16 protein-coding genes and 1 tRNA gene are annotated in these 20,917 nt (G+C 60.8%); 8 read left to right on the top strand and 9 right to left on the bottom strand.

Features of this window, described 5'->3' with window-relative positions:
* Window positions 1-90 precede the first annotated feature (90 nt).
* From GZH79_RS17800 to GZH79_RS19280, 3 genes are all read left to right on the top strand, one after another.
* On the top strand, window positions 91-1,557 hold the full coding sequence (locus GZH79_RS17800; RefSeq protein ID WP_211645119.1) for a leucyl aminopeptidase: 1,467 nt from the start codon (window positions 91-93) through the stop codon (window positions 1,555-1,557).
* Window positions 1,557-2,021: a DNA polymerase III subunit chi gene (locus GZH79_RS17795; protein WP_211645118.1), complete on the top strand. Its 465-nt coding sequence runs from the start codon at window positions 1,557-1,559 to the stop codon at window positions 2,019-2,021. The genes GZH79_RS17800 and GZH79_RS17795 overlap by 1 nt, the downstream gene beginning before the upstream one ends.
* A 120-nt stretch (window positions 2,022-2,141) precedes the next feature.
* Window positions 2,142-2,264, top strand: a complete 123-nt coding sequence (locus GZH79_RS19280) for a hypothetical protein (protein ID WP_283094829.1) — start codon at window positions 2,142-2,144, stop codon at window positions 2,262-2,264.
* A gap of 177 nt (window positions 2,265-2,441) precedes the next feature.
* On the opposite strand, the gene GZH79_RS17790 is transcribed toward GZH79_RS19280, so the two are convergent.
* Complete coding sequence (locus tag GZH79_RS17790) at window positions 2,442-2,888, bottom strand: iron-sulfur cluster assembly scaffold protein (RefSeq protein ID WP_211645117.1); 447 nt, start codon at window positions 2,886-2,888, stop codon at window positions 2,442-2,444.
* A gap of 64 nt (window positions 2,889-2,952) precedes the next feature.
* Between GZH79_RS17790 and hisI the strand changes: the two genes are divergently transcribed.
* Window positions 2,953-3,309 carry a phosphoribosyl-AMP cyclohydrolase gene (gene hisI, locus GZH79_RS17785; RefSeq protein WP_211645116.1) on the top strand — a complete coding sequence of 119 codons (357 nt, stop codon included), beginning with the start codon at window positions 2,953-2,955 and terminating at the stop codon, window positions 3,307-3,309.
* A gap of 84 nt (window positions 3,310-3,393) precedes the next feature.
* On the opposite strand, the gene gluQRS is transcribed toward hisI, so the two are convergent.
* The 6 genes from gluQRS to rocF form a co-directional block, all read right to left on the bottom strand.
* Window positions 3,394-4,224 carry a tRNA glutamyl-Q(34) synthetase GluQRS gene (gene gluQRS, locus GZH79_RS17780; RefSeq protein ID WP_249219279.1) on the bottom strand — a complete coding sequence of 277 codons (831 nt, stop codon included), beginning with the start codon at window positions 4,222-4,224 and terminating at the stop codon, window positions 3,394-3,396.
* Window positions 4,191-5,552, bottom strand: a complete 1,362-nt coding sequence (gene trmFO / locus GZH79_RS17775) for a methylenetetrahydrofolate--tRNA-(uracil(54)-C(5))-methyltransferase (FADH(2)-oxidizing) TrmFO (protein WP_211645115.1) — start codon at window positions 5,550-5,552, stop codon at window positions 4,191-4,193. Before trmFO ends, gluQRS begins: the two co-directional genes overlap by 34 nt.
* Window positions 5,553-5,591: 39 nt before the next feature.
* Entirely contained in the window at window positions 5,592-6,293 is a 702-nt protein-coding gene (locus GZH79_RS17770; protein ID WP_211645114.1) for a hypothetical protein, read from the bottom strand.
* Between the two features lie 100 nt (window positions 6,294-6,393).
* Window positions 6,394-9,144, bottom strand: a complete 2,751-nt coding sequence (gene gyrA / locus GZH79_RS17765) for a DNA gyrase subunit A (protein ID WP_211645113.1) — start codon at window positions 9,142-9,144, stop codon at window positions 6,394-6,396.
* Window positions 9,145-9,317: 173 nt separating this feature from the next.
* Entirely contained in the window at window positions 9,318-10,367 is a 1,050-nt protein-coding gene (locus tag GZH79_RS17760) for an ornithine cyclodeaminase (RefSeq protein ID WP_211645112.1), read from the bottom strand.
* On the bottom strand, window positions 10,364-11,293 hold the full coding sequence (rocF, locus tag GZH79_RS17755; RefSeq protein WP_211645111.1) for an arginase: 930 nt from the start codon (window positions 11,291-11,293) through the stop codon (window positions 10,364-10,366). The genes GZH79_RS17760 and rocF overlap by 4 nt, the downstream gene beginning before the upstream one ends.
* An 87-nt stretch (window positions 11,294-11,380) precedes the next feature.
* On the opposite strand from rocF, the gene GZH79_RS17750 reads away from it, so the two are divergent.
* Window positions 11,381-11,800 (top strand): Lrp/AsnC family transcriptional regulator, encoded by a 420-nt coding sequence (locus GZH79_RS17750; protein WP_211645254.1) that lies wholly within the window; start codon window positions 11,381-11,383, stop codon window positions 11,798-11,800.
* Here GZH79_RS17750 and GZH79_RS17745 read toward each other — a convergent pair.
* Window positions 11,797-12,249 (bottom strand): disulfide bond formation protein B, encoded by a 453-nt coding sequence (locus GZH79_RS17745; RefSeq protein ID WP_211645110.1) that lies wholly within the window; start codon window positions 12,247-12,249, stop codon window positions 11,797-11,799. The genes GZH79_RS17750 and GZH79_RS17745 overlap by 4 nt on opposite strands.
* Window positions 12,246-12,824, bottom strand: a complete 579-nt coding sequence (locus GZH79_RS17740; protein ID WP_211645109.1) for a YqaA family protein — start codon at window positions 12,822-12,824, stop codon at window positions 12,246-12,248. Before GZH79_RS17740 ends, GZH79_RS17745 begins: the two co-directional genes overlap by 4 nt.
* A gap of 143 nt (window positions 12,825-12,967) precedes the next feature.
* Here GZH79_RS17740 and GZH79_RS17735 point away from each other — a divergent pair, with 143 nt between their 5' ends.
* The 3 genes from GZH79_RS17735 to GZH79_RS17725 all read left to right on the top strand — a co-directional run.
* On the top strand, window positions 12,968-13,825 hold the full coding sequence (locus tag GZH79_RS17735) for a neutral zinc metallopeptidase (protein ID WP_211645108.1): 858 nt from the start codon (window positions 12,968-12,970) through the stop codon (window positions 13,823-13,825).
* A 47-nt stretch (window positions 13,826-13,872) separates the two neighbouring features.
* Window positions 13,873-13,958: transfer RNA gene (locus GZH79_RS17730), tRNA-Leu, on the top strand.
* Window positions 13,959-14,598: 640 nt separating this feature from the next.
* Window positions 14,599-20,917: Ig-like domain-containing protein (locus tag GZH79_RS17725; protein WP_211645107.1), on the top strand; the 6,319-nt coding region annotated here is incomplete at its 3' end.

Genomic DNA, 20,917 nt, shown 5'->3' with positions numbered 1-20,917 from the left:
GTGGGCGGGCTGAAACTGCTAACTGGCCATTCCGGCGTATCGCCGCTAGCACTACATAAATCCCAAATGCACCCCCGAAAGGCCGTCCTTATGACTGACATCGCTGATATCCGCTTTGATCCCACCGATCTTGATGCGCTGGCAAATGCCAGTGGCGTGATCGCCGTGTTCGCCACTGCTGATGATGCGCTGTCAGCGGGTGCGCAACGCCTTGATGATCTGACCGGACAGGCCGTGTCGCGTGCCGTGGCATCCGACGCCTTTGCCAAGGCGGATGCGGGACACGTCACAGTGTTGCGGTTTGCGGCAGGGACCACGGCCGATGCGGTGTTGGTCGTCAAATCCGGCGCCGACGCTGATCCCGTTACCTCGCGCAAGATCGGTGCAGCACTGGCCAAGGCGCAGGGTAGCGAGCGTCTGACTGTGGTGGCGGGCGACATGGCAGGGATTGAAGATATCGCCCTTGGTCTGGCGCTGCGCGGCTACAACTTTACCGACCACAAATCCGACAAGGGCAAACCGCAAGGCGCTGTGTCGATCCAATGCGACACACCGGAATCGGTCGCGGCCAAGGCCAAGCTGGGGATGGCCGTGGCCGAAGGCATCTTTTTCACCCGCGACCTGACGAACGCACCGGGCAACGTGCTGACCACCGACAATTTCGCAGCGCGGCTTGCCGCCATGCAGGAACTGGGGCTGGAGGTCGAAATTCTGGAGGAAGCCGACCTTGAAAAGCTGGGGATGCGCGCATTGCTGGCGGTCGGGCAGGGGTCCGTTGCGCCGTCCAAGGTTGTCGTGATGCAATGGAACGGCGGCGGCGACGAAGCCCCGTTTGCACTGGTGGGCAAGGGCGTGACCTTTGACACCGGCGGGATTTCCATCAAGCCGGGTGCCGGCATGGAAGACATGACCATGGACATGGGTGGCGCTGGCGTGGTGTCGGGTGTCATGCGGACGCTGGCGCTGCGCAAGGCGCGTGCCAACGTCGTGGGGCTGGTCGGGCTGGTCGAAAACATGCCCGACGGCAATGCCTACAAACCCGGCGATGTCATCACATCGATGAAGGGCGACACGATCGAGGTCATCAATACCGACGCCGAAGGCCGCATGGTTCTGGCCGACGTGCTGTGGTACGCACAGGACCGTTTCGCGCCGGTGGGCATGATCAACCTTGCCACGCTGACGGGGGCGATGCTGGTGGCGTTGGGCAATGAAAACGCAGGTGTTTTCAGCAATTCCGACGATCTGGCGGGCGCATTTCTGGACGCCTGCAAGGCCGAAGGCGAAGGCGCATGGCGGATGCCGATGGGCAAAGCCTATGACAAGCTGATCGACAGCCCGATTGCCGATATGAAAAACACGGGCGGTCGCTATGCGGGATCGATCACGGCGGCGCAGTTTCTGGGTCGGTTCGTGAAAGACGACACGCCATGGTGCCATCTGGACATCGCAGGCACTGCATCGGTGAAATCCGAAACGGCGCTGGCGCCAAAGGGTGCGACGGGCTGGGGCGTCATGGCGCTGAACCGCCTGATCGCGGACCGCTACGAGTCCTGATGGGGGCGGTTTATTTTTATCACCTGACGGACAGCCCGTTGGAACAAGCCCTGCCCATGCTGCTGGATCGTGCGCGCGGGCAGGGCTGGCGCGTGCTGGTGCGCGGCACCGATCCTGCAAGGCTGGCGCTGCTGGATGATGCGCTATGGCAAGGTCCGGCGGATGCGTTCCGTCCGCATGGCATGTCAGGCGGGCCGCATGATGCCGATCAACCCGTGCTGCTGGGGATCGACACCCCCGCAGACGGGTTTGCCTGTGTCATGAGCATCGACAGCGCACCACTGACAGCGGCAGAGGTGGGGCTGTCCGAACGGGCCTGCATCCTGTTCGACGGCCATGATGAAAGCGCGCTGGCCACGGCGCGCGGCCAGTGGAAATCACTGACCGACGCGGGATGCGCAGCGCAATACTGGGCACAATCCGACGGCACATGGACCAAAAAGGCGGAACATCCAAAGCCCTGATTTACAGGGATGTTCCGCGTCCTGATCACTTTTGTTCACGTTTGTTCTCATAAAGTTCTTTACACTGGGTTAACCTTATGGAACAAAGAGGCAACACAGAGGAACGAAAGGAGCCAGACCATGCACCAGCAAATCAAAACGGTGATCACCCGCAACAGCGATACGATCCTGTCCGATGCTCTGGGGGTCGTGGCCCTGACGGTCATGCTGTGTGTCGGTTTGATCTTGCCCGGATCGGTCTGACGCCTGCCTCGTATCCATGGCGTGCGTTGTGATCGCCTGTCCCACCTTGCGATCCAAGACCTGCCTGTTCGATGCGATCGGGGTTTGCCTGCCCTGATCCGCCACGCCACAGGATGCACCACTGCCCGCCGCCGCTGATCCAGCGCGCGGCGGTTTTTTTTTGGCAGCGCAGTCAGGTCAGGCGGTGATCTGTGCGTCGTCCAGTGCGGCGAGGGTCGCATCAAATCCCAGCATGATGGACGCATGCCGGTTTTTATAATCGCGCGCAGGTTCCAGCACGGCCAGCCCGTCAAAGGGGGCGGTGGGAACGGGACCGCTGTCTTTCAGCATGGCGGCCAGTTCATCCCGGCCGCGCTGCACGGTTGCGCGGTCCAGCCCGATCACCGCCTGTGCGACGACCGAAGCGGCGGCCTGACCCAATGCGCAGGCTTTGACGTCATGGGCGAAATCCGCGATCAGGCCGTTCTGCGTGGTCAGATCAACGGTGACGGTCGATCCGCACAGAGGAGAGCGTTTGCGCGCGGTCCCGTCGGGCTGATCCAGTCGGCCGACATGCGGAATCTCTGCCGCAAGCGCAAGGATGCGTGCGGAATACAATTTCATCATGTCGGTTTCTGCGGTCATGGTTTGCCCTTTCGACGGCTGCGCCATAGTTAGGACGGCAATACCGATTTGGAAAGATATGGCCATGACATTCGACGCTTCAACCCTGCGCTACAATGACGCCGGACTGGTTCCCGCCATCGCGCAGGATGCCACATCAGGAGAGGTTCTGATGATGGCCTGGATGAACGCAGAGGCGGTCGCGCGCACGTTGGAGACGGGCGAGGTGACATATTGGTCGCGGTCCCGGTCAGAGCTGTGGATCAAGGGCAAGACATCGGGACACGTGCAGGAACTGGTGTCTTTTCACGTCGATTGTGACCGCGATTGCCTGCTGGTCACGGTGAACCAGACCGGGCCAGCCTGTCACACCGGGCGACGGTCCTGTTTCTACACGCGCGTCGAAAATGGTGCGGAAGTGATCGAGGGCGACGCGTCGTGATCTGACGTCCCGCGGGCAGAGAATGCGGGACGCCTGCCGGCGGGGCGGATATTTTTGGCAAGAAGAAGGTTGGACCGCAGTGCGCTAAAGTCCGACCAGACGCCTGATGTCGTCCGGTGTGGCGCCTTGGTCGCGGTAAAGGCCAAGCGCGCGTGCGTCGTCGCGTTTGGCAAGACGTTTGCCGTTTGCATCGCGGATCAGGCGGTGGTGGTGGTAAGCGGGCGTAGGCAGATCCAGCAAGCGCTGCAACAGCATGTGGATCGGGGTCGCGTCTGCCAGATCCTGACCGCGCACCACATCTGTGACACCCTGTGCCGCATCATCGACAACCACCGAGAGGTGATAGGACGTGCCCATGTCGCGCCGCGCGAGCACCACATCGCCGATGGTGCGCGCCAGATCTGGCGATAAGGCCGTATTGTCAAAGGACTGGCAGGCAAACTGCATGTCGAGCCGCAGTGCCGCATCGCGGGGACGCAGGCCGGTTCTGGTCCCATGACGGCAAGTGCCGGGATAGACGACGCCGTCGGGCCCCAGCAGCGGCGCGCCTTCCTGCGGGGCGCTGGCCGCGGCGAGGATATCGCGGCGGTTGCAGGTGCAGGGATAAAGCAGGCCGCGCGCCCAGAGCATATCCAGTGCTGCGTCATAGGCGGCCTGTCTGTCGGACTGGCGCATCACGGGGGTGGGCCACGTCAGGCCCAACCAGGCCAGATCATCGTAGATCTGCTGCTCCCAATCCGGGCGGGCGCGGCTTTGGTCGATGTCTTCGATTCTTAAAAGAAACGTGCCGCCCGCCGCGCGCGCCATGTCCCAAGCTGTCAGCGCGGAAAACGCATGGCCCAGATGCAGCGGCCCGGTGGGCGACGGCGCAAAGCGCGTGATCACGCAGGCACGGGTGCCGTCTGTGCCAGCCAATCGGTCCAGTCGGCCTTGGCCCGGTCGGTATAGGCTTTGTAGCGGTCTTTGCGGTTGCGGCGGCCACCCTTGATTCCGGTGCCTTCGAGCGGTGGAAACAGGCCGAAATTCACGTTCATCGGCTGGAATGTCTTGGCGTCGGCACCGCCGGTGATGTGGGTGACCAATGCGCCCATCGCCGTGGTGTGGGGCACCGCGGGCAGGGTATGACCCTGTGCTTCGGCCACAGCCAGACGCGCGGCAAGCAGGCCCATGGCCGCGGATTCAACATAACCTTCGACGCCGGTGATCTGGCCAGCAAAGCGGATGTTGGGCTGCGATTTCAATCGCATCTGGCCGTCCAGCAATGTTGGTGAATTGATGAAGGTATTGCGGTGAATCCCGCCAAGGCGCGCGAACTCTGCATCCTCCAGCCCGGGAATAATTTTGAATACAGCCTTTTGCGCGGCGTATTTCATCTTTGTCTGGAAACCGACGATGTTGAAAAGCGTGCCCAATGCGTTGTCGCGACGCAGTTGCACTACGGCATAGGCCTTGGTCGCGGGGTCATGGGCATTGGTCAGACCAACGGGTTTCATCGGGCCAAAGCGCAGCGTTTCGCGGCCGCGTTCGGCCATCACTTCGATCGGCAGGCATCCGTCGAAATATTGCGCGGTTTCGCCGTCCTTGAATTCGGTTTTGTCGGCGGCCAACAGTGCGTCGATGAACGCTTCGTATTGGTCTTTGGTCATCGGGCAGTTCAGATAAGCGGTGCGCTCGTCCTGTGTTTCGCCCTTGTCATAGCGCGATTGGAGCCATGCGATATCCATGTTGACCGTGTCCGCATAGACGATGGGGGCGATGGCATCGAAAAACGCCAGCTGATCGGCCCCGGTTTCGGTCCGGATCGCTTCGGCCAATGTGCCTGATGTCAGCGGGCCGGTCGCGATGATCCACTGGCCATCACGGGGCAGGTCGGTGATTTCTTCATAGCTGACTGTGATGTTCGGATGGGCCAGCAGCGCAGAGGTCACGCTTTCGGCAAACGGATCGCGGTCAACCGCCAGCGCGCCGCCAGCAGGCAGGCGGTGTTTGGCGGCGGTCTGCATGATCAGACCGTCAGCCTGACGCATTTCCCAGTGCAAAAGGCCGACGGCATTCTGTTCGTGATCGTCAGAGCGGAACGAATTCGAACAGACCATTTCGCCCAGATGGCCAGTGCGGTGGGCAAAGGTCGCCACCTTTGGGCGCATTTCGTGAATAACGACGCGCAGGCCCGCGTTTGCAGCCTGCCAAGCGGCTTCGGACCCGGCCATGCCGCCGCCCACGATGTTGAGTGTATGTGTCATGCCCGCGATGTAGGCCATCGCGGGCGATTGTGTAAAGGGTCAGAAGCCGGGAATGATTTCAAGCAGGCTACGCGATTCAAATGTGGTGCCCCGCTTGGGGCCGAACGCCACGTCAACGCCCACGGTGACATAGGTTTGATCGAATGACCCCTCATCGGTGTCGATGTTGTAGTGGCCAAGCTTTGCGTAGAAGTTGGGGCCGCTTTGAATTTCGTATTCCGCGCCGATCGCAAAATTCGTCACGTCAGCGAAATCGGCAGCGACCGCATCGAATTCAAGCAGGGCGGAAAATCCGTTGGCCAGACCGTATTCGCTGTCCGCACCAAAGGCGTATCCCGTTTCGTCGTCCGCTTTCGCGCGACCCACATAGCCGTTGACGATGCCACCGTACACTTCGGTGCCGGCTTCAAGGCCGATCATGTCAAGATCGTCGCCGTCCAGACTGTCGACCGCGTAAAACAACCCGACCGATGTGAAATCGTTCAAGTGATAACTGGCGTGCAAGGTGACGTTGGACCCGTTTTCGTCGATAAAGTCGGGGTTGAAACCGACGCCGGTGACGCCAATCGAAACGGGCTGTGCAAAATTGTATTCAAAACCCAGTTTGTAGACGGTGCCGCCGAAATCGTCGCCATCCAGTGGTGCGTTATATTCGATGCCGACTTCGCCGCCGATCGACTGGGACAGAACCGGTGTTGCCAACACCAGAAGTGCTGCTGCAAAAGCTGCTGTTTTTTTCATGACTACTCGCCTTCGTTTATTGCTTTTGGGGTTTTCCCCTTGGCAAAAGTGCTAAGGCGTCACGCCCCGCACGGCAAGCTTTGGCCGCGCGGGGGCGTTGTCAAACGTCGTCTGGCGTGGCGGTTGTGTCTTCTGCGTCACCCTGATCGGCGATCCAGGCGACGGATACGACATATTCGCCCTTGGCCGTGTCAAAGACCTTGACCCCGCCCGCACCGCGCGAGCGAAAACTGATGCCTTCTACCGGGACGCGGATCGATTGCCCGGTGGATGTGACCAGCATGATCTGGTCCGACAGATCGACCGGAAACGACGTGACCAGCGGGCCGCCGCGCATCGCTTTGTCCATGGCAGTGACGCCCAGACCGCCGCGCCCGCGCACGGGGTAATCGTGGCTGGATGACAGTTTGCCGGACCCTTGCGCCGTGATCGTCAGGATCAGGTTTTCCGCCGCCGACATTTCGGCATAGCGTTCCTGACTGATCGCGCCGGGGGTCACGTCGTCGTCGTCTTCTGATGTTTCCGCGTCGTCTGTCAGGCCCGCCATGGCACGCCGCATCTTGAGGTATGCGGCTCGTTCTGCGGGGTCGGCCTCGAAATGGCGGATGATCGACATGGACACGACTTCGTCGTCGCCATTCAGGCGGATGCCGCGAACGCCGGTTGATGCGCGCGAGTTGAAAATCCGCACGTCGGTTGCCGGGAAGCGGATCGCGCGGCCCGAGTTCGTGACCAGCATCACATCGTCGTCGTTGGATGCAATCCGCGCATTGATCATGCGGATGTCGTCGCCGTCTTCGAATTTCATGGCGATTTTGCCGGCGCGGTTCACATTGGTAAAATCCGACAGGCGGTTGCGGCGCACGGTGCCTTTGGACGTGGCGAACACGACCTGCAAATCGTCCCAATCGGATTCGTCCCGGTCCACCGGCATGATCGCGGCGATGGATACGCCCGGATCGATCGGCAGGATGTTGACGATGGCCTTGCCCTTGGCGGTGCGGCTGCCCAGCGGCAGTTGCCAGCATTTCAGTTTGTAGACCATGCCGCTGGTCGTGAAAAACAAAAGCTGGGTGTGGGTGTTGGCGACGAAAAGCGTGGTGACCACGTCCTCTTCTTTTGTCTGCATCGACGATAGACCTTTGCCGCCGCGACGTTGCGCGCGGAAATCGGCCAGTGCCGTGCGTTTGATGTAACCGCCAGAGGTGACGGTCACGACCATGTCTTCGCGTTCGATCAGATCCTCGTCGTCCATGTCGGCGGCCCATTCGACGATCTCTGACCGGCGGGGCACGGCGAATTGTTCTTTGACCTCGTTCAGCTCGTCGCGGATGATCTGCATGATCCGGTCGCGTGATCCCAGAATTTCTAGGTAGTCGCGGATCTTGGTGGCAAGTTCCTGCAATTCGTCGGTGACTTCCTTGACGCCGATCTGTGTCAGGCGCTGCAGGCGCAGTTCCAGGATCGCGCGGGCCTGAGCTTCGGACAGGTTATAGGTGCCGTCGTCGTTGGCGGTATGGGTCGGATCGTCGATCAGGGCGATGTATTCAAGGATTTCAGCCGCGGGCCAGCGACGCGTCATCAGTTTTTCGCGCGCTTCGCCCGCATCGCTGGACTGGCGGATGGTGGCAACGATTTCGTCGATGTTGGTGACGGCCACGGCCAGACCGCACAGGATGTGCGAGCGCTCGCGCGCCTTGCGCAGCAAAAATGCGGTGCGGCGGGCGACGACGTCTTCGCGGAAATCGACAAAAGCGGACAAAAAGCGCAGCAAGGTCAGCGTTTCCGGCTTGCCGCCGTTCAATGCCAGCATGTTACAGGCGAAATTCGTTTGCATCGGGGTGAAGCGGAATAATTGGTTCAGCACCACCTCTGCGGTGGCGTCGCGTTTGAGTTCGACGACGACCCGTACGCCGTTGCGATCGGATTCGTCCTGCACATGGGCGATGCCTTCGATCTTTTTGTCGCGGGCGGCTTCTGCGATTCGGTCGATCATGACCGATTTGTTCACCTGATAGGGCACGTCGTCGATGACGATGGCCCAGCGATCCTTTCGGATTTCTTCGGTATGGGTGCGCGCGCGCATGATCACGGACCCACGCCCTTCGAGATAGGCACGGCGCGCGCCTGACCGGCCCAGAATGATCCCGCCGGTCGGGAAATCAGGGGCGGGGATGTAGTCGATCAGTTCTTCCGACGTCATGTCCGGGTTGTCGATCAGCGCCAGCGTGGCGTCGATCACTTCGCCCAGATTGTGGGGCGGAATATTGGTGGCCATGCCGACTGCGATGCCGCCTGCACCGTTGACCAGCATGTTGGGGTATTTCGCAGGCAGGACCGATGGTTCGGTATCCTTGCCATCGTAGTTGAGCTGAAAATCGACGGTGTCCTTGTCGATATCGTCCAGCAGGTAATTGGCGACCTTGCGCATCCGCACTTCGGTATAGCGATAGGCGGCGGCCTTATCCCCGTCCATGGACCCAAAGTTGCCCTGTCCATCCAGCAGCACCAGCGACATGGAAAAGTTCTGCGCCATCCGCACCAGCGCGTCATAGATCGCGCTGTCACCATGCGGGTGATATTTCCCCATGGTTTCCGCCACCGGACGCGACGATTTGCGATAGGGTTTGTCGTAGGTATTGTTGGTGTCGTGCATCGCATACAGAATGCGGCGATGCACCGGTTTCAGACCGTCGCGCAGGTCGGGGATCGCGCGGCTGACGATGACCGACATGGCGTAGTCGAGGTATGCTGTTTTCAGCTCGTCCTCGATCGAGACAGACGGACCATCGTAAACATACCGTTTCGGCAGATCGTCGTCGCTTTGCGGGGTATCGGGTGTATCGGTCATGTCGCCTGCCTGCCTTGATGGTCTGCGCCAGAATTGGGTTACGGCAACCTACACGATACCGCATCTAGTGTGCAACGACCGAAGGCATGCAAAGGTGTCAGCGGTCCGCATTTCATGCGCACCGCGTGGGGTTCTACCCCACACCCCGGGATATTTCCGGCAAGAAGAAGGGTTCAGGCGGCGCGCGCCAGCATCCCGAAAAGATCGCGCGGATCGTCCGGGTCCGCGATGAAGTCGAGCATCTGCACGAAAGCCGTATTTTGGCTGGCCGCGTGGACATAGCGCAGGGCGCTGAAATCCTCGATCGCGAATCCGACGCCGTCAAACAGGGTGATCTGGTCGGGACGCGTGCGACCCGCCGCATCGCCAGTCAGCACCTGCCACAGTTCCGTGTAGGGATGATCGGGCGGCATCTGCTGCAATTCGCCTTCGATCCGAGTCTGTTCTGGATATTCGACAAACATATCGGCGCGGGCCACGATATCGCGGTGCAATTCCGTCTTGCCGGGGCAGTCGCCGCCGATCGCGTTGATATGCACGCCCGCACCGATCATGTTGTCGGTCAGCACCTGATTGTTACGTTTGTCCGCCGTCGCGGTGGTAATGACATCGGCGCCCAGCACCGCATCCTGCGGTGTGGTGCAGGCGGTCAGGTTCAGGCCATAGCCGGCGAGATTCGTCATCACCTTGGCTGTGGCGGCGGGGTCCACGTCGTAAAGCCGGATATCGGTGATGCCGCAGACCGCGTGCAGCGCAAGGATCTGGAATTCCGCCTGCGCGCCGTTGCCGATCATCGCCATCGTGCGCGCGTCGGGCCGCACCAGTGCGCGGGTCGCCATCGCAGAGGTCGCCGCCGTGCGCAGCGCCGTCAGCAGGGTCATTTCCGACAACAGCAATGGATAGCCCGTGTCCATCCGCGCCAGCACGCCAAAGGCGGTGACGGTCTGCAAACCTTCGGCCATGTTCTTGGGGTGGCCGTTCACGTATTTGAAACCGTACAGCGTATCGTCGGCGGTGGGCATCAATTCGATGACACCGCCTGCCGAATGGGCTGGCACGCGCGACGTTTTATCAAAGGCGGGCCAGCGTTTGAAATCATCGGTGATGGCATCGGTCAGCTCGACAAGAAAGCGTGTCAGACCAACGTGATGCACCAGCCGCATCATGTTTTCGACGCTGACAAAGGGCACCATGGCGCGGGTGGACGGCGAAGGATGTGTCATCCGTGGCTCCTTGTCGGGCGGTCGAAGACGCGGCGACCCAGCAGCGATGCGGTCAGGTCGACCATCAGCGATGCAGTCTTGCCGCGATCATCCAGAAACGGGTTCAATTCCACCAGATCAAGCGATGTAACGCGCCCGGAATCGCACAGCATTTCCATGACCAGATGGCCTTCGCGGACGGTCGCGCCGCCGGGGACGGTGGTGCCTACTGCAGGGGCGACGGAGGGATCGAGAAAATCCACGTCGAGCGAGACATGCAGCATGCCGTTTGCAGCCTGCACCCGATCAAGAAAGGCGGCGAGCGGTGCACGGATGCCTTCTTCGTCGATGCGGCGCATGTCGACGACATCGACATCCATATCGAGCAGGGCGGCATGTTCGGGACCATCGACGCTGCGCAGCCCGATCATGCAGATGTTGGCGGGATCGACCAGCGCCGCAGGGGGCGGAAACCCGTCAAAACCGTCGCGCCCGATCACGTAGCCGACGGGTGTGCCGTGCAGGTTGCCGCTGTCGGATGTGGCGGGGGTGTGGATATCGCTATGCGCGTCAAGCCACAGCGCAAAGAACGGGCGACCGGCAGCCTGCGCATGGGCGGCCATGCCGGACACGCTGCCCAGTGCCAGCGCGTGATCCCCACCCAGAAAGATCGGCAGACCACGCGGCGCGGCGTCCTGCCCGGCCTGCGCCAGCGTCTGCGTCCAGCCGACGTTTTCGGCCAGCGCATGCACGGCCGGGTTGGGATGGTCCGGCACATCGACCTGTGCGGGTTTCAGGTTGCCCAGATCCTCGACCGTGTGGCCAAGCGCGGTGATCGCGTCGGCAAGCCCTGCGGTGCGGTACGCGTCGGGGCCCATCAGGCAGCCCCGGCGACGTTTGCCGCAATCCACGGGGGCGCCGATCAATATGCAATGTGTCTGTTTCATAAGCGCCAGTTTTGCGGATATCCGCGCTTGCAGCCAGCCGCCAATTTGCGCAAATTGGGCAGTGATTGCACAAACTGAGTAGCTATGATGGACGATCTGGATAACAGGCTGATCCTGGCCCTGCGCCGTGACGGGCGGGCGGCGTTGCAAACGCTGGCGGCAGATCTGGGCGTGACGCGCGCGACGGTCAAGGCGCGTCTGGACCGGTTGCAGGCGGGGGGCGAGATTGCGGGTTTTACGGTTCTGACCCGCGCCGATGTCGCACCGCATCCGGTGCGTGGCCTAATGATGCTGGAAGTGACGGGCCGCGGTGCGGACAAGGTCAGTCGTCAGCTGCGCGCCTTGCCCGCCGTAGCGCGGGTTCATTCCACCAATGGCACGTGGGATCTGATTGCAGAGATCGGGACCGCGTCGCTGGAATCCTTTGATGCGGTATTGTCGGCCATTCGCCGGATCGACGGGGTCACGCGGTCGGAAACATCACTGTTGCTGTCAACGCGCGCCTAGGTCGCGCGCCGCGCCGCCATGACCCAGATCACGCAGAGCAGGGCAGAAAACAGCGCGTTCCAACTGGCCATCGAAAGGCCCAGAAACGCCCAGCTGACCTGATCGCACATGATCAGCACCGGACCATCGAGTGACAAAAGATCGCCTGACAGCGCACCGCCGCCACCGCCGCTGCAGGATGACGGACCTTCCCACCAGTCGCGTTCGACGCCGGTGTGATAGACACCCAACCCGGACGTGATCGCGGCTGCAATGGCCCCCAGCCATGGCCAGACCTGCGACGGAAATGCCAGATACGCAAGGCCAACAACGATGGCCACGACGTGTGGCCAGCGCTGCCACAGGCACATCTGACAGGGCAGATATCCAAAATATTGAAACAGGTAAGCCCCGGCCAGCAACAAGGCAGAGCCGGAGAGCGCGGTCAGAACAAGCAAACGTCGAGTCATAGGACACCCAAAAGCAAGAAGCCGCCAATCAGCAGGACGCAGAACACGGTGAAAACCAGTCCCAGTCGGCGTTCAATGAAATCGCGGATCGGTGCGCCGAACTTCCACAGCAGTGCGGCCACCAGAAAGAAGCGGAACGCGCGTGCGATGATCGACGAGACGATGAAGACAGGCAGCGACAGGCCCGTCACGCCAGATGCAATGGTAATGACCTTGAACGGGAACGGTGTGACGCCCGCAACCAGGACCGCCCAAGCGCCCCATGCGTTGTATTTCAGTGCAAATTCGGAAAAGTCGTCGGATTTGTGGTAAAAATCCAGTACCGGCTGGCCCACGCTGTCGAACAGTGCAGCACCGATATAATAGCCCAGCAGCGCGCCCAGCACGGACCCCACGGTGGCGATGCCTGCGATAATGAAAGCACGGCGCGGGGCTGCGATGATCATGGGGATCATCAGCACATCGGGCGGGATGGGAAAGAAGCTGCTTTCGACAAAGGCCACGATGAAAAGGGCCGTCAGCGCATGCGGCGAGCGGGACAGTGACATCGTCCAGTCATAAAGCGTTCGAAGCATCGCGCGTCTTTCTGTGCAGTCGGGCTTAATGCACACGGCAGCGATGTGACGTCAAGGCAGGGCGCAGATTGCAGCAGACGCTTTTGCCGCTATGGTCCTGTTGTCAGGGCCGCAACGTTGTCAGGGCCGCAAAGGGGATCGCGATGAAATGGCAAGGACGGCGGAGCAGCCGCAATATCGAACGGCGCGGTCGTGGTGGTCAGGTCGCCAAGGGCGGGATCGGCGGGATCGGTGCGGTGCTTGTGCTTTTGGTGGGGTGGTATTTCGGCGTCGACGTGTCGCCGTTGCTGAACGGTGGCGCCAGCGGGCAGGGGGCCAGCCAACAAATCGACCGCAGCGCCATTGATGGGGACGACCCTGACATGGAACAGTTTGTCGCCGCGGTTCTGGGTCTGACCGAAGACGTCTGGACGCAGACCTTTGACCAGCAGGTCGGTGACACCTACAACCCGCCGGTGCTGGTTCTGTTCGAAGATGTCACGCAATCGGCCTGCGGTATGGCCAGTGCTGCAACGGGGCCGTTTTATTGCCCGGCCGAAAACCGCATTTTTCTGGATACAGCGTTTTTCAGGGTACTGTCCCAGCGCTTGGGTGCGGGCGGCGATTTCGCGCAAGCCTATGTCATTGCGCATGAGGTCGCCCACCACATCCAGAACGAACTGGGCATTCTGGGGCAGGTCAACCGGATGCGCGCGCAGATGAACCAGACGGATTCCAATGCCTTGTCCGTCCGGACAGAGCTGCAGGCGGATTGCTTTGCCGGGATCTGGGCACGGGGCGCGGAAAGCGCGTTCGGTGTGCTGGAACGTGGCGACCTGAACGAGGCGCTGAATGCGGCGGCGGCCATCGGTGATGATCGCTTGCAGGGCCGCGCGGGCGGCGTGGTCCGGCCTGAAACCTTTTCTCACGGGACCAGTGAACAGCGGCAACGGTGGCTTGCACGCGGCTTTGACAGTGGGCGCATGACAGATTGCGACACGTTCTCTGCTTCACAGCTATAAGTCACGATTGACGCCGCCTGCGGACGGCGTTACGTGCATCGGCACCGGCCGGTGTGGCGGAATGGTAGACGCAGGGGATTCAAAATCCCCCGCCCGCAAGGGCTTGTCGGTTCGAGTCCGACCACCGGTACCAAGCTTTGATTTCAGTCGTGATTTCTTGACAAAGCTGGTCTGCCGATTCTTTCTTTTGTCTTAATCCGGGGTCGGGTTTCTGTCATTTCGGCGACAGTGCAGCGCTATTGCGCATGTTGTTTCGGATGATGCGACAGCTATCGTCATAATGTGCCTTGAGGCTGCCACAATTCCGTAAAACATTAAGATGTTTCCAATCGGTGAATGAATTACAACTCCCACGTGTATTTGTAATTCATAAATCTTTCCGAGATTGTAAATGCGGCGATTATCTCCTGAGCTAGGGCAAATTTAGCAGATGACTGTTTCCCTTAAAGAAACAGTAGTTCTGCGCATCCATGCGTGATGACGCTAATATTCGGGCAGGTCAGACAAAATGAGCGGCTGACGCTAGGGAAGCTTTGATTTTTTGCTTTCTCAAATACACCGGTCTGGCTATCTAAGAGGAGCCCGACTGGGGGGGCAATCGGCCGATTGGGGCGGCCGACCTGCATTTATTGCAGGGAATTGGATGTCTGCTGATAGGGCTTGGCCCGTATAAATCGCAGGAAATTTTGCCGACTTTAGTCGGTGTTAGTGTTGCAGCCCGTGTTCCGGGCGCGCGCCTGTGTCTGCACACGGGTTGGCTTTGGAGAGCTGATATGACCGCGATTACGACTGTGAATTTGATTTATCTTGGCAATTACGCTGACGTTGATCCGTACGAAACCACTGCATGGTGGACGACAGATTATAACGCGGAAAACGCGCACGATCTTGTCGGTATTTCGCGTGATTCATCCGAACTGAAGCTGGTGTCTGCAACGCTTTACGACGCAGAGCATGACGGTGTCATTTCCGACAACGAACACAGCAGCGACGTGGTCAAATACGCCATCGGGGCGGCGTCCTATTCCAACAAGACTGACAGCACCCTGGTCGGTGATCTGCGCGTGACACTCAGCGATGGTTCGGTCAAAACTATCCAGGCCGTCCTGATGCAGCAGGCGAACGGCGATCTGTTCGTCTCTGATCTGCTGAACGCAGGTACGCTCGACAATCTCTCCATCGCGAACATCGAAATCCAGAGCATCACGACATCCGACGCCAGAGGCTGGTATTCCGATCAATCCGTGGACAACGTGACATTCGCCCCGGTCGACACCGCGCCGCCGCCTGTCGATGGCACTGGTGACGGCACCGTGGAAGGGACTGCCGGTGACGACATCATCGACGGCGGTTACAATGGCGACCCCGAAGGCGACCGGATCGACGCGAGCGATGCAATCGTTTCGGGCGCAGGTCCCAACGACGATATCGTCGTCGCAGGCGCTGGTAACGACGTCGTTTTGGCCGCCGAAGGAAACGATACCGTTTATGGCGACGGTGCTGATGGCGTCGAAAGCGAGACCGACGGCGACGATACGCTGTTTGGTGGTGCCGGTGATGACAGCGTGTTTGGTCAGGGCGGCAACGATCTGATTTATGGCGATGGCGGTACTGGTACGATATCGGTCGATGGGCCGCGCGAATCCTTTGAATGGGACAAAGCGCCGGGTATCGTCGATGGGGCCCACCTGTCGCATTTCACCCAGAACACCGGCAGCGTGAATGTATCGTTCACGTTTACCGAGAACTATCCCACCTATGTCGACACCACGCTGGCTGGCAACCTGCAGAACGTGTCGGGGATCGACACCGGGTCCGAAACGATCGATGCAACCAGCTCTTTGTCATCGGAACTGCCCGCCGATCACAAGAACGCCGAATACAGGCTAAATTTCGACACCCCCGTCACCGATGTATCGTTCAATATCAACGACATCGACGGCGACGGTCTGGTGAAAGTGCAGGCTTTTGACGCGTTCGGAAAACAGATTGCGATCAATTTCGACGCCGGTTCGCACATCACCATGCGCGATCTGGACGGTGTTGCCGGTCTGGATACCGCTGACAGCAACGGTGGTTACCTGGAAGATACCGCTGGCGAATATTCTGTCACGGTTTCGATCCCCGGTCCTGTGTCCGCGATCAAGATTTTCCATTCGCAGGATGGTCACGATAATTCCGGCATCAACATTACCGACGTCTATTTTGACGGTCCCGGTGCGACCGATGTCGATGCGGGCCCTGATGGCAACGACGATCTGTTCGGTGGATCCGGCGAAGATATCATCTTTGGCAACGGTGGCGATGACGCCATCTTTGGTGGCGCGGACAACGATATTATCGGCGGTGGATCTGGCAACGATGCCTTGGTCGGCGGCACCGGCGACGACATGATTTTTGGTGACGGCACGGGCAACCAGCCGATCATTGATGGCATCACTGCGCCGACAACGACGACCACGACCAGTGTGGTCAACGTCGGGCCGGTGTCCGGTTCCAACTACACCCTGGCGGTCTGGGATCTTTCGACCGTGAACGTCGCGGGTTACGGCTATCATGATTATCCGTTCCCGAATTCTTCCGGCGGTGAACACGACGTCACCAACACCACGTTCACGATCAATGACAATGCGACCCCAGTGGCCATCGGTATCGTCGATGGTGGCGATCATTTCGATGATGGCGATCTTAGCCAGACGCTGGCACAGACGGTCACCATCAACGGCCAAACCGGCCATGCCGGTGAGCGTTTGACACCTGAATATGCGTATTCGGTGCAGGACCCGGCGGGCAATATTGCGAACATCTATGCTGTCGAACTGGATGGTAACCACGTTGTCGGCTTTGTCTCGGACAAGCCGCTGATCCGCGGCGAAGAATACCGTTTCATCGAAAAAACGACCGATCATCCGTCGATCAGCTATGCGGACCTGTCGCAGGGCTACACAGAGGTGACGACCGAAACATCGTCCGACACGACGTCAGGCGGCACCGTGGCCGGTGGCGCATCCGAGGACGATGTCGTCGCTGGCAACGATACAATTCTGGGCGGTGGCGGTAACGATATCCTAAGCGGTGACGGCGGCGACGACGTGATCGACGGCGGTGCTGACAACGACACCATCACCGGCGGATCGGGTAACGATACATTGACCGGTGGTACGGGTGACGATGTCATCCATGGCGATAGCACGACCGAACTGCCCGTCATCGACGCCACAGGGGTTGCCGTGACGACAACGACACCGACCGTTGTCAACGTCACGCCGGTCGATGGTGCGCATTTCACGGTCGCAGTCTGGGATCTGTCGACGGTCAATGTCACTGGCTACGACTCGCACGACTACCCGTTCCCGGACTCCGCTCTGGGCGAGCATGATGTCGAAAATACCCGTTTCACGATTAATGCCGATGCAACCCCGGTTGCCGTCGGCGTGAACGATGACGACCATTATCTGAATGACGGCGATCTGGATCAAAAACTGGCGCAGACAGTCACCATCGACGGTGAAACAGGTCATGCCGGTTCGCGTTTCACACCTGAATACGCCTATTCGGTGCAGGATTCTGCGGGCAACATCGCGCATATCTATGCGGTCGAACTGAACGGCAACAACGTCGTTGGTTTTGTGTCGACAGAGCCGCTGATCCGTGGCGAAGAATACCGTTTCCTTGGCAAGATCACGAACCACCCGTCGGTCAGATATTCCGATCTGGCGCAGGGCTATACAGAGCTTACGACCAGCACGTCTACGGGCACCATTCCGGGCGGCATTTCGTCCGGTGGTCCGTCGGAAACAACGGTTGTGCCAGGCGACGATTCAATCCTAGGCGGTGATGGCAACGACATCATCAGCGGTGACGGCGGCGACGACGTGATCGACGGTGGCGCGGATGACGACACCATCACAGGGAACGCAGGTTACGACGTCATCGACGGTGGCACGGGCAACGATTTCATTGCCGGTGGTGTGGACGATGATAATCAGGTCAACGGTGCGGATGCTGGTGCGTCCGGTGCTTTGGCTGCTGACGCATATGACAATGCCTATGCCGGTGGCGCAGGTGACGATACGATCATGGGCGGTATCGGTGATGATATCATCACCGGCGACGACGACAGCCGCGTGTCTGAAAAGACTGGCGAAGGGTTCGATGCCAATGCCGACGGCAACGACGTGTTGTTCGGTGGCAAGGGTAACGACGAAATCCACGTCGGAACTTGGGCCGACGGTGAACAGGGTCTTGGCGACGTTCAGACGGGCATGGGCAGCGACACCGCATTCGGTGGTGACGGCAATGACATTCTGGTCGGTGACGGCGGCGACGACGTACTGTCGGGCGATGCCGACAACGACACGCTGATCGGTAACGGCGGTCAGGACTATATAAGCGGCGGCACTGGTGATGATATCATCAGCGCAGGTACCGGTGATCCCGACGGCACAGGCGGTCAGGCTGCATCGGGTGCGCGTCCGGCGGATGAATACGACAACGCATTCGCCGGTGGCGCAGGCGATGACGTGATCACCGGCGGTGCGGGCGACGACATTCTGACGGGTGACGACGACAGCCGCGTGTCCGACAAGATCGGAGAGGCATTCGATCCGACCGCAGACGGGTCCGACACGATTTTCGGTGGTGCGGGTGACGACGAAATCCACGTCGGCAGCTGGGCTGACAGCGAACAGGGCTTTGGCGATACCCAGACCGGGAATGCCGCTGACACCGCATTCGGCGGCGACGGCAACGACATTCTGGTCGGTGACAACGGCGACGATGAACTGTACGGCGACGCGGGCGATGACACGATCTTTGGCGGCGACGGCACCAACACGCTGTTCGGCGGCGACGACGCGGATACCATCTTTGCGACCGCAGGCGACACTGTTGACGGTGGCACAGGTGTCACAACAGGAACAGACTTTGACCGTTTGATCCTGCCTGACGGCACCTTCTACCGGAACGCGGGCCCCGATGGGGTCGGCGCGCCGGTGCTGGATGCCGACGGTGACAGCTTTACCGGGCGGATCATCTTTACCGATGGCAACGGCAACCCGACGGGCGAATTCATCGACTACACCGAGATCGAAGAGATCGTCGGCACAGTCGACAACACCGACCCCGAAGCCGCAGACGACTTGCTGACCAGCGGCGAGGATGATCCTTCTGGCGTGATCGGCAACGTGCTGACCAACGACAGCGACGTGGATGCAGGCGATACGCTGACAGTGGGTGCCGTGAACGGCGATCCGGCGAACGTCGGTACGCCAATCGATCTGGCCGATGGTGGCAAGATCACGATCGCCGAAGACGGCACCGTCACATTCGATCCCGACGGCGACTTTGAGGATCTGGGCGTCGGTGAAACCCGCGACGTCACAGTCACCTACACGGTGGATGACGGCAGCGGCGGCACCGACACCGCCACGGTCACGATTAGCGTGACCGGCGCCAACGACGCGCCGACGGCTGTGGCGGACACCGGCACGGCGGGCGAGGACGACGGCATCGTGCCGCTGGACAACGTGCTGGTCAACGACACCGATCCGGACACCAACGATGTGCTGACGGTCGGCACGGTGAACGGCGATGCGGCGAACGTCGGCGCACCTGTCACGGGCGACAACGGCGGTCTGGTCACGATCAACCCCGATGGCTCTGCAACCTTTGACCCGAACGGCGAGTTCGACGATCTGGCCGAAGGCGAGACGCGCGAGACGACGGTCACCTATACGGCGGACGACGGCAACGGCGGCACCTCTGATCCGGTCACCGTCACCGTGACGGTGACGGGCACCAACGACGCGCCGACGGCAGTGGCGGATACCGGCACGGCGGGCGAGGACGACGGCATCGTGCCGCTGGACAACGTGCTGGCCAACGACACCGATCCGGACACCAACGATGTGCTGACGGTCGGCACGGTGAACGGCGATGCGGCGAATGTCGGAACACCTGTCACGGGCGACAACGGCGGTCTGGTCACGATCAACCCCGATGGCACGGCAACCTTTGACCCGAACGGCGAGTTCGACGATCTGGCCGAAGGCGAGACGCGCGAGACGACGGTCACCTATACGGCGGACGACGGCAACGGCGGCACCTCTGATCCGGTCACGGTCACCGTGACAGTCACGGGCACCAACGACGCGCCGACGGCTGTGGCGGATACCGGCACGGCGGGCGAGGACGACGGCATCGTGCCGCTGGACAACGTGCTGGCCAACGACACCGATCCGGACACCAGCGATGTGCTGACGGTCGGCACGGTGAACGGCGATGCGGCGAATGTCGGGGCACCTGTCACGGGCGACAACGGCGGTCTGGTCACGATCAACCCCGATGGCACGGCAACCTTTGACCCGAACGGCGAGTTCGACGATCTGGCCGAAGGCGAGACGCGCGAGACGACGGTCACCTATACGGCGGACGACGGCAACGGCGGCACCTCTGATCCGGTCACGGTCACCGTGACAGTCACGGGCACCAACGACGCGCCGACGGCTGTGGCGGATACCGGCACGGCGGGCGAGGACGACGGCATCGTGCCGCTGGACAACGTGTTGGCCAACGACACCGATCCGGACACTAGCGATGTGCTGACGGTCGGCACGGTGAACGGCGATGCGGCGAATGTCGGCGCACCTGTCACGGGCGACAACGGCGGTCTGGTCACGATCAACCCCGATGGCACGGCAACCTTTGACCCGAACGGCGCATTCGACGATCTGGCCGAAGGCGAGACACGCGAGACGACGGTCACCTATACGGCGGACGACGGCAACGGCGGCACCTCTGATCCGGTCACGGTCACCGTGACAGTCACGGGCACCAACGACGCGCCGACGGCAGTGGCGGATACCGGCACGGCGGGCGAGGACGACGGCATCGTGCCGCTGGACAATGTGCTGGCCAACGACACCGATCCGGACACCAGCGATATGCTGACGGTCGGCACGGTGAACGGCGATGCGGCCAATGTCGGCACACCTGTCACGGGCGACAACGGCGGTCTGGTCACGATCAACCCCGACGGTACGGCAACCTTTGACCCGAACGGCGCATTCGACGATCTGGCCGAAGGCGAGA

The sequence above is a fragment of the Loktanella sp. SALINAS62 genome, assembly GCF_018263905.1.
GTDB lineage: Bacteria > Pseudomonadota > Alphaproteobacteria > Rhodobacterales > Rhodobacteraceae > Loktanella.
This window is presented reverse-complemented; position numbering and strand designations above follow the sequence as displayed.

Excerpts from the sequence above, each read along its gene's own strand:
- GZH79_RS17800 (WP_211645119.1), top strand. The coding sequence starts at position 91 with ATGACTGACATCGCTGATATCCGCTTTGATCCCACCGATCTTGATGCG.
- GZH79_RS17795 (WP_211645118.1), top strand. The coding sequence starts at position 1,557 with ATGGGGGCGGTTTATTTTTATCACCTGACGGACAGCCCGTTGGAACAA.
- GZH79_RS19280 (WP_283094829.1), top strand. The coding sequence starts at position 2,142 with ATGCACCAGCAAATCAAAACGGTGATCACCCGCAACAGCGATACGATC.
- GZH79_RS17790 (WP_211645117.1), bottom strand. The coding sequence starts at position 2,888 with ATGACCGCAGAAACCGACATGATGAAATTGTATTCCGCACGCATCCTT.
- hisI (WP_211645116.1), top strand. The coding sequence starts at position 2,953 with ATGACATTCGACGCTTCAACCCTGCGCTACAATGACGCCGGACTGGTT.
- trmFO (WP_211645115.1), bottom strand. The coding sequence starts at position 5,552 with ATGACACATACACTCAACATCGTGGGCGGCGGCATGGCCGGGTCCGAA.
- GZH79_RS17770 (WP_211645114.1), bottom strand. The coding sequence starts at position 6,293 with ATGAAAAAAACAGCAGCTTTTGCAGCAGCACTTCTGGTGTTGGCAACA.
- gyrA (WP_211645113.1), bottom strand. The coding sequence starts at position 9,144 with ATGACCGATACACCCGATACCCCGCAAAGCGACGACGATCTGCCGAAA.
- GZH79_RS17760 (WP_211645112.1), bottom strand. The coding sequence starts at position 10,367 with ATGACACATCCTTCGCCGTCCACCCGCGCCATGGTGCCCTTTGTCAGC.
- rocF (WP_211645111.1), bottom strand. The coding sequence starts at position 11,293 with ATGAAACAGACACATTGCATATTGATCGGCGCCCCCGTGGATTGCGGC.
- GZH79_RS17750 (WP_211645254.1), top strand. The coding sequence starts at position 11,381 with ATGGACGATCTGGATAACAGGCTGATCCTGGCCCTGCGCCGTGACGGG.
- GZH79_RS17745 (WP_211645110.1), bottom strand. The coding sequence starts at position 12,249 with ATGACTCGACGTTTGCTTGTTCTGACCGCGCTCTCCGGCTCTGCCTTG.
- GZH79_RS17740 (WP_211645109.1), bottom strand. The coding sequence starts at position 12,824 with ATGCTTCGAACGCTTTATGACTGGACGATGTCACTGTCCCGCTCGCCG.
- GZH79_RS17735 (WP_211645108.1), top strand. The coding sequence starts at position 12,968 with ATGAAATGGCAAGGACGGCGGAGCAGCCGCAATATCGAACGGCGCGGT.